This window comes from Alkalibacterium indicireducens (genome assembly GCF_039522005.1).
GTDB classification, from domain to species: Bacteria; Bacillota; Bacilli; order Lactobacillales; family Carnobacteriaceae_A; genus Alkalibacterium; species Alkalibacterium indicireducens.
The window spans coordinates 1-8,638 of record NZ_BAAADA010000051.1; the positions used below are offsets into that span (position 1 = coordinate 1).

Sequence of the window (8,638 nt, forward strand, 5' to 3'; positions counted from 1 at the left end):
GCATTTTGCCGTCCGCAGAGTTGTGTACTTTTACCCTGCAATCTTATGTATTTTTATCTTGCCATAAACAGTAGTATTAAAGTCTTTTAGAAAAGGGCGAAAGGTAATGACACAAAAGTACACAACTACTTTGAATACTCGACCATTCTTGTATCGAGAAACTAAATTGATTGCTTCTTTAATTGATGAAGGATTGGAAGATGATCAGATAAAAAAACAAGTTGTAGATGACAACTTGTTAGGCTTGCAAAGTATAGATAGACGAAATAGGTTTTATCATGAAATTAAAAAACGACTAGCTTATTTGGATGATGATTTATTTCAAAGTTTTATAAGAAGTGATTCACAGACGAGCAAGCTTATTCTACTTTATGGTATTTTAAGCAAAGATCAGCTTTTTTATGAGTGGATGAGAGAAGTTGTATTTGACAAGTGGTTGACACTTGATTATGTTGTACACAGACAGGACACTCTGACTTTTTTTGATAAAAAGGCGGAACAACATGACACTGTTAAAAATTGGAAAGAGATAACCCGTGAGCGATTAACTAACGCTTATCACCAGACATTAGTGGACGCCGATTATGCCGATAGTGGAGATGAAAAGGTATTTCTGCACCGTCCTATTATTGCCCCAGATGTCGAACGCTATTTAATAAACCACAAAGAAAAAGTGCTTGTAGAAGTATTGCTAGGGGAGGTATTACAGTGAGGCCAATTTCTGTAAGGCTGGAAGAATTAAATGAAAAGTTAGCTGATCCTAAGTTCATGACCAACAAAGGCTTAGGAAATGAGGTTGGCTTCTATATCTTTGATTACGAACCGGAGGATGAACTGGCTGTGAGGGAAGCTCTTCCTTATTTAAAAAAACACATTCATTCGGAAAATAATGAAGTCACAGTTCAGGAATTTGATTTGTATGAGGTTGTTTTAGAATTTTTCCGTCAAAGAGGATATATGGACAAAAACTTCAAGATGGAAGAGAAAAAGGGCAGTGAATTTTTGTATGACAAAATGAAAAAAGCACTGAGATTAGCGACTAACGACGACTGGATCGTTAGTTATATTAAGGAACATATGGATGAGGATGCAATGATTTTCTTGACTGGTGTCGGTAAAGCCTATCCAGTTATCCGTTCTCATACAGTCCTCAATAACCTGCAGACTGTTGTGGAGAAGAAACCACTTATCCTATTTTATCCTGGGCGATATGAAAATGGCAGTTTGAGGCTTTTCTCACGATTTTTAGACGATAATTATTATAGAGCATTTAAACTGATAGAAAATTAAGCTCAAGGGAGGAAAATACGATGAACATAGAACAGCTATTTAAAAAAGACATTACGCGTGATATCCAAGGAGTCATTAAAATTGGACAACAGGATAAAGCCGTCATGAAGAAAGAACTGGAAGAATATGTAGTTACTGATGAACTAAAGCGTCATTTTGAGACCTTTTATACTGCATATAACAAAGCCTATGATCAGCCAACAGACCGAGTAGGTGTATGGATATCAGGATTTTTCGGATCCGGTAAATCACACTTTCTAAAGATTTTGTCTTATCTTCTGCAGTCAGATCTAGAAGCTGACGGCAAACGACCTGTCGATTTCTTCAAGGAAAAAGTGAATGGGCAAGAATTACATAAGCAAATGGAAAATTCGACTCGTTATCCTAGTGAAGTTGTCTTGTTCAACATCGATTCCAAGGCGGATTCAGACAGCAAACAAAACAAGACAGCTATCGTCAAAGTGTTCAACAAAGTATTCAACGAAATGCGCGGCTATTCAGCCAGCATTCCCTGGTTAGCAGAGTTGGAAGAAACACTCGACAAAAAAGGACAATATGAAGATTTCAAAGCTTATTTTGAAGAAGAGACGGGGATGGACTGGCAAACAGAGCGGGAGTCAATCTTTTATCATTTCGACGAAACCGTTACAGCATTAACTAAAGCAATGTACAGTTCAGAAGAAAGTGCTGAACGCTGGCTTGATAATGGAGAAAAAAGTTATTCTATTTCAGTTGAACGTTTTGCTGAACGGATCAAAGAGTATGTGTCCACAAAAGAAGACAACTACCGTCTGATTTTTTCAGTGGATGAAGTCGGCCAGTATATTGCTGACAACACAGAGCTGATGCTGAATCTTCAGACTGTCGTTGAAGATTTAGGCAAATACTGTCATGGAAAAGTATGGGTACTAGTCACTTCACAGCAGGACATCAACAGTCTAAGTGAAGAGATGTCTTCCACTGACTTTTCTAAAATACAAGGACGTTTTAATACACGTGTCAGCTTAAGTAGTGCCAATGCAGACGAAGTCATTAAAATCAGATTATTGGAGAAAAAAGCTGAAGCTCATTCCAAACTATTATCTATTTACACTGAAAATGAAATCGTGCTGAAAAACAAGCTGGAGTTTGAAGATGCTGCTACGATGCGTTTCTACCAGAACAGCGATGACTTCTCTAAAGTCTATCCGTTTGTGCCGTATCAGTTTAATCTTCTTCAAAAAGTATTTACGGGTATAAGAGAGCATGGCTCTGCTGGGAAACATTTATCGGATGGTGAACGTAACCTTCTTGAGTCTATTCAACAGGCGACTATTATGTATAAAGATCAGGACCTGAATACTCTTGTCCCGTTTTATGTCTTTTACGATAACATCGAACAGGCATTGGAACATTCCGTTCGCTCAACGATTATTAAAGCCGATCAAAATGACAGCATTGGTGACTTTGATGTTGCTGTCTTGAAACTGTTATTTCTGGTTCGCTATGTCGATGAAATGCCGGGCACCATTAAGAACTTGACTACACTGATGATTTCATCTATTGACGAAGATCTCATTGCATTGAATAAGAAAATCAAACGATCACTGGATTTATTGGAAGACGAGTTTCTGATCCAGCGTATAGGGAATAAATATCTGTTCCTGACCAATGAAGAACAGGATATCAATCGTGAAATTGAAAACATCTCGATTCCCACTTCAGAGTATATCATGGATGCCGGAAGACGATTAAGCAATGAAGTATTGGATTTGAAAAAATTCGACTATAAACCGTTTGCTGATCGCCCTGGTGTGTCTTATTTGATGGACTTGTCTCAATGGATCGATGATCGTCCGATTAAAAATGCGTCCATATCATTAGGTGTCCGCTTTATTACGTCTTACTCCGAATATTATGATGATTCAGCTGTCTTAGCCTTATCCCAACGTGAATCAGACAAAATAATCGTTCGTTTACCAGAAGAAGAAACGTTTAAAGAAATCAAACAGTGGATGAAAATCAATCAGTACTTAAGAAATCAAAGTACACAGTCACTGACACCTGTTCAAGACAGCATTCGAAGCCGTAAAGCTGCCGAGCGAAGCCAGCTGGAAAAAGTATCGCTGATCAGATTGAAAGAGGCCGTAAATGAAGCGGATATCATTGTCAATGGATCGGTCGTTCAAACTAGTGGATCGCCTGAACAGCGCATCAGTCAGGGATTACAGATGCTCGTTTCTACAATCTATCCTAAACTAATGTATATAGAGAAAAACTACGACCGTCATGAACTGGAACGTTTATGTACAAATCAGAATATCTCGATGCTCGAAGATTATGAAGATGAAAACTCAGAGGCCACTCAAGAAATTGAAAGTTACCTGAATATGCAAAATGAATTGAACAAGACCATCACATTACTGGAACTGGTTCAACGGTTCACTATAGAACCTTACGGCTGGAAAGAACTGGATATTCTGGCTAGTCTGATTCGAATGATCAAACTGGAAAAAGTTCAATTTACATTAAATAGTCGTAAACTGACGCCAGATGATACTGCTTTTGTTCGAGAGGTCACTAGAAAAGCCACTCAGGACAAAATACTGGTGATTAAACGTGAAACCCTGGATCCCAGCTTCATCAAAAAAGTAAAGACAGTATCTAACGAATTGTTTGGTATCACATCAATTGGTGACAAAGAAGATGAAATGTCGGCGATTCTTTCAGATAAATTAAGCACTAAAGAAAAAGAATTATCCATTTTGTTGGGTCACTATAGAGAAGAACACTACCCAGACCGTCAATTAGTCCAGGAGACACTGACTCAGGTCGAACGCCTTGTAACAATTACTGATTCACGTGATTTCCTTACCCATTTTATCGATGTCGGTGAAGACCTGATTGACGACTTCCTGGATCTGGAAGACGTTAGAGGATTCTTCAAAAATCAGCGTGATATTTATGACAAAGCGCAATCTCAGATCAATCGCTTTGAGAAAGACCGTAATTATATAGATAATGACGAACTCACTCACATCTATAATGAGATGAAAACGATAATAGATATGCCTCAGCCTTACCGTAAAATGAATGAACTAGATGAGTGGACCAGTCGCTTCGATGCTGAATATACTGAAGAACTGGAAAATGTGGCCAAACCCATCAGCGAGGAAATCGAGCATGACCAATCTGACATTTTAAAACAACTGGAAGAACTGAATGGCCATGACCCTTATCAGAAAATCTATCGGAAAGTGAAGTTCCAATTCAGCCATATGGAACAGGAAGTAACTTCAGCTGGCACAGTAAGAGACTTGAAATCCGCAAAAGATTTAAGCAGTACTGTGAAGGTTTCATTTTTTAAAGAAATTGAAAAAGCGAAAAATGATATTGCGAAACAGTTAGAAGATGAGCAAAACAAAGTAAGTGTTCAACCTGAGGCAAAACAAAAAGCAACTGATCATCCAAAACAAGTTGAACCAAGTAAACCCGTTGCACCTATCAAAAAAGAAAAATCTGCCATTATCAATAAAGCAGATATTCATCCGACTGCCTATACTGAACTACGCTCGGAAGACGACATCAACGAATATGTGAATAATCTTCGCGATACATTACTCACGTATTTGGAAGATGCAGATATTATTAAATTGCTGTAAAGGAGCATGAAGGTGAACAAAACACAGCTAAAACAATTTGCGACAAAAGCACGCAGAGATATCGAACAAGCCGTTAGACAAAAGGCCTACAGCTTTGGGATCACTAAAGAATCTATTACGCCTTTACAAGAATTAGAGGACGGCCTGATTATCAACGGAACGGTAATGGGAGACAGGGAGCGCAAGCTATATACCCATTTGAAGAACAAAATTGCTCTGGATGGGTATGAAGCTGTCATGAGCGAAGCGGCTTACACTTGGTTCAACCGCTTCGTTGCGCTTCGCTATATGGAAGTGAATAATTTCCTCCCGATCGGCATGCGCATTTTGTCTTCTGAAAAAGAAGGGAAGAAAGAACCAGATGCCCTGACCGACGTATTGCTGTTGACAGATGAACTGGATTTAAAAAAAGAACATGTTTACAAATTAAAAGAAGAGAACCAACTGAACAACCTGTACCAGTATCTGCTTATCCAGCAAAGCAATAAATTGGGTGACATCTTACCCAACGTGTTTGAACCGATATCAGATGCTATGGCCTTACTGCTGCCGGATAATTTATTGAATGAGAACAGTGTCATTAGAGACCTTCTAAACATGGTCGATGAAGATAGCTGGAAAGAAGTAGAAATTGTTGGGTGGTTGTATCAGTTTTATATCTCAGAGGAAAAAGAGTCTTTCTTCTCCAACAGAAGCAAGAAAGCTGACAAAGAAGATATTCCAGCAGCCACACAACTGTTTACTCCTAAATGGATTGTAAAATATATGGTAGATAATTCATTAGGTAAATACTGGCTAGAATCATATTCGGATGATTCAGTTAGAGAATCACTGGATTATCTTTTAGAGAGTGATAATGGTGAACAGCTAGAATTTAACTATTCAAAAGTTAATATTGAAGAATTATCCTTTTTAGATCCCAGTTGTGGTTCGGGACATATTTTGGTCTATGCTTTTGATGTGTATTATAAGATGTATCTATCCAGAGGTTACAGAGAAAGAGAAATACCCAAGCTTATTCTAGAAAACAACCTTTTTGGACTAGATATTGATAAAAGGGCAGCTCAGTTAGCCACTTTTGCTTTGGTTATGAAGGCAAGAGAATATGACCGTCGTTTATTCAGTCGTGAGTATACTGTACACATCCATAGTATTGAAGAAAGTAATTCAATTGATCAAGAAACTATTCAGGTCTTTTCAGAAAAAAATAAAGAAATCCAAAATAATTTGACTCTCTTGATTGAAACTTTCATAGACGCTAAACTGTATGGTTCTATCATTCAAGTTCCTTTTATCGATACTCAACTATTGAAAAAACAGATAAAATACTTACGCAATGATGCGGAAATAGATATTTTTATGACCGAGTTAATTGAGTATACGCTTCCGAAAATAGAAGACTACATTCAACAATACGAACTGTTAAGTAAAAGTTATGACGTTGTAGTAACCAATCCGCCTTATATGAATAATTTCAATAAGAAACTAAAGGATTACGTGACTAAAAACTACAGCAATTACAAAAAGGATTTATTCTCAGTATTTATATACAGATGTAGCTTACTTGCCAAGGATAATGGATATACTGGCTTCATGACTCCTATGGTATGGATGTTTATCTCTTCATATGAAAAACTGAGAGATTACATTATAGGTGAAAAATCTATATCCAGTTTAGTACACTTAGAATATTCAGCATTTGAAGATGCGACAGTGCCTCTGTGTACATTTGTGCTGAAAAATAGAAAAGAAAATGAAAAAGGTACTTACATTCGTTTAACTGATTTTAGAGGAGGCATGGTTAAACAAGAAAATAAATTTTTGGAAGCAAAAAACAATGTATCAGCCGATTATAGATATGAAGTGAAGTCTGAAAACTTCAGCAAAATTCCTGGAAGCCCAATAGCTTATTGGGCTTCTGATATGATTATCAATGCTTTTAAAAAAGGTGTACCTCTAAGTGATATTGCTGATCCTAAACAAGGTTTAGCGACAGCAGATAATGATAGATTCATAAGAATGTGGTACGAGATTAATAATAATTTGATAGGTTATTCGCTGCAAAATAGACAAGAGGCTAAAGAAAGTAAGCTGAAATGGTTCCCATACAATAAAGTTGGAGCTTATAGAAAATGGTATGGAAATTATGACTATGTTGTTAATTGGGAAACAGATGGATTTGAAATTAGGAATTTTACTGATTCAAAAGGTAAACCAAGGTCAGTCATTCGAAATCCTAATTATTATTTTAGAGAATCAATTACTTGGTCCTTAATAACAAGTGGTGGATTTTCGATAAGATATAGAGAAAAAGGAAGTTTATTTGATGTTGCTGGTATGTCAGCATTTACAGAAAGTAGTGTTGATTTAAAATATTTACTAGGATTATTAAGTACACCCATATCAAACTATATTTTTAAAATGATGAATCCAACGTTAAATCTCCAAGTTGGAAATTTTCAGAACTTTCCAGTTTTGAGAGATAATAATATTATTACTACTATAGTTCCACTGGTTGAGAAAAATATTAGATCCTCTAGATCTGACTGGGACTCCTTTGAAACCTCTTGGGACTTTGAAGAACATCCATTTCTCACTTACAAAGAGGGTTCTTCAAAGGTAGAAGACAGCTTTAATAAATGGGAAGAAGTGGCTGAAGAACGTTTCTACCAACTTAAAGAAAATGAAGAAGAACTGAATCGTATTTTTATCGATATTTATGGACTCCAAGATGAACTGACTCCTGAGGTGGAAGAAAAAGATGTGACCGTTCGAAAAGCAGATAGAGAAAGAGATGTGAAAAGTTTCTTATCCTATCTTGTTGGATTGATGTTTGGTCGCTATTCCTTAGATAAAAAAGGCTTGGCTTATGCTGGGGGAGACTGGGACAACAGTTTGTATACTTCTTATCAGCCAGATGAAACGAATATCATTCCTTTAACAGAAGATCAGTACTTCAATGATGACATCATGAACAAAGTAGAAGAACTGTTAACAGTCATATACGGGGAAGAAACACTAGAAGAGAATCTTACTTTTATTGCGGAAGCTCTGACAAAAAAACCAACAGAAAGTTCACGTGATCGTATTCGTCGTTATTTCATGAAGGAATTCTATAAGGACCATTTAAAAATTTATCAGAAGCGTCCGATCTACTGGCAGTTTACCAGTGGAAAGCGTGGCGCATTTAGAGGGCTTATGTATCTGCATCGGTATCACAAACATACCATTGCTCAGCTCAGAACGGATTATGTCCTGCATGAAGCGAAAGTTATTGATAATCTTATCCAACATGAGTCACATGTCATTAGAGATGAATCGAGTACGCAGGCTCAGAAGTCACGTGCTCAGAAACTGATTGACGAATATACTAAAGACCGTCAGGAACTCGCCCAGTATGATCAGGTCATCGATCACGTTGCCAAGCAGCAGATTGATCTGGATCTGGACGACGGAGTTAAAGTAAATTACGAAAAATTCCAGAATATTGAAATAACGGACGATTCATCATCCAAGACTAAGACACTCAATGTCTTTGAAAAACTGTAGAAAGGAGGTCATTCTTTGTCTGAAGATATCTTAAGTCGTATAGATACCTACTTCTCTTCCCCTCTTAAAGAAGGGGAGAAGCGAAAAATCATGTACCTATTCGATAAAGAAGAAAGTTACAGCGAGACGATTGCTGAATGGTGTAAGTCAAAGGACGC

Annotated in this window: 5 protein-coding genes; all 5 read left to right on the top strand. The window is 37.2% G+C overall.

Annotated features, from left to right (window positions below):
- Positions 1-106: 106 nt before the first annotated feature.
- The gene (locus tag ABFX15_RS03720) at positions 107-712 is read left to right on the top strand and encodes a DUF1819 family protein (protein WP_346024159.1); all 606 of its coding nucleotides are present in this window, start codon (positions 107-109) and stop codon (positions 710-712) included.
- Complete coding sequence (locus ABFX15_RS03725; protein ID WP_346024160.1) at positions 709-1,290, top strand: DUF1788 domain-containing protein; 582 nt, start codon at positions 709-711, stop codon at positions 1,288-1,290. The genes ABFX15_RS03720 and ABFX15_RS03725 overlap by 4 nt, the downstream gene beginning before the upstream one ends.
- Positions 1,291-1,310: 20 nt before the next feature.
- The gene (gene brxC / locus ABFX15_RS03730) at positions 1,311-4,931 is read left to right on the top strand and encodes a BREX system P-loop protein BrxC (RefSeq protein WP_346024161.1); all 3,621 of its coding nucleotides are present in this window, start codon (positions 1,311-1,313) and stop codon (positions 4,929-4,931) included.
- Positions 4,932-4,937: 6 nt separating this feature from the next.
- The gene (gene pglX, locus ABFX15_RS03735) at positions 4,938-8,480 is read left to right on the top strand and encodes a BREX-1 system adenine-specific DNA-methyltransferase PglX (protein ID WP_346024162.1); all 3,543 of its coding nucleotides are present in this window, start codon (positions 4,938-4,940) and stop codon (positions 8,478-8,480) included.
- Positions 8,481-8,495: 15 nt separating this feature from the next.
- A partial coding sequence (locus ABFX15_RS12140) for a hypothetical protein (RefSeq protein WP_428830594.1) occupies positions 8,496-8,638 on the top strand: 143 nt, incomplete at its 3' end.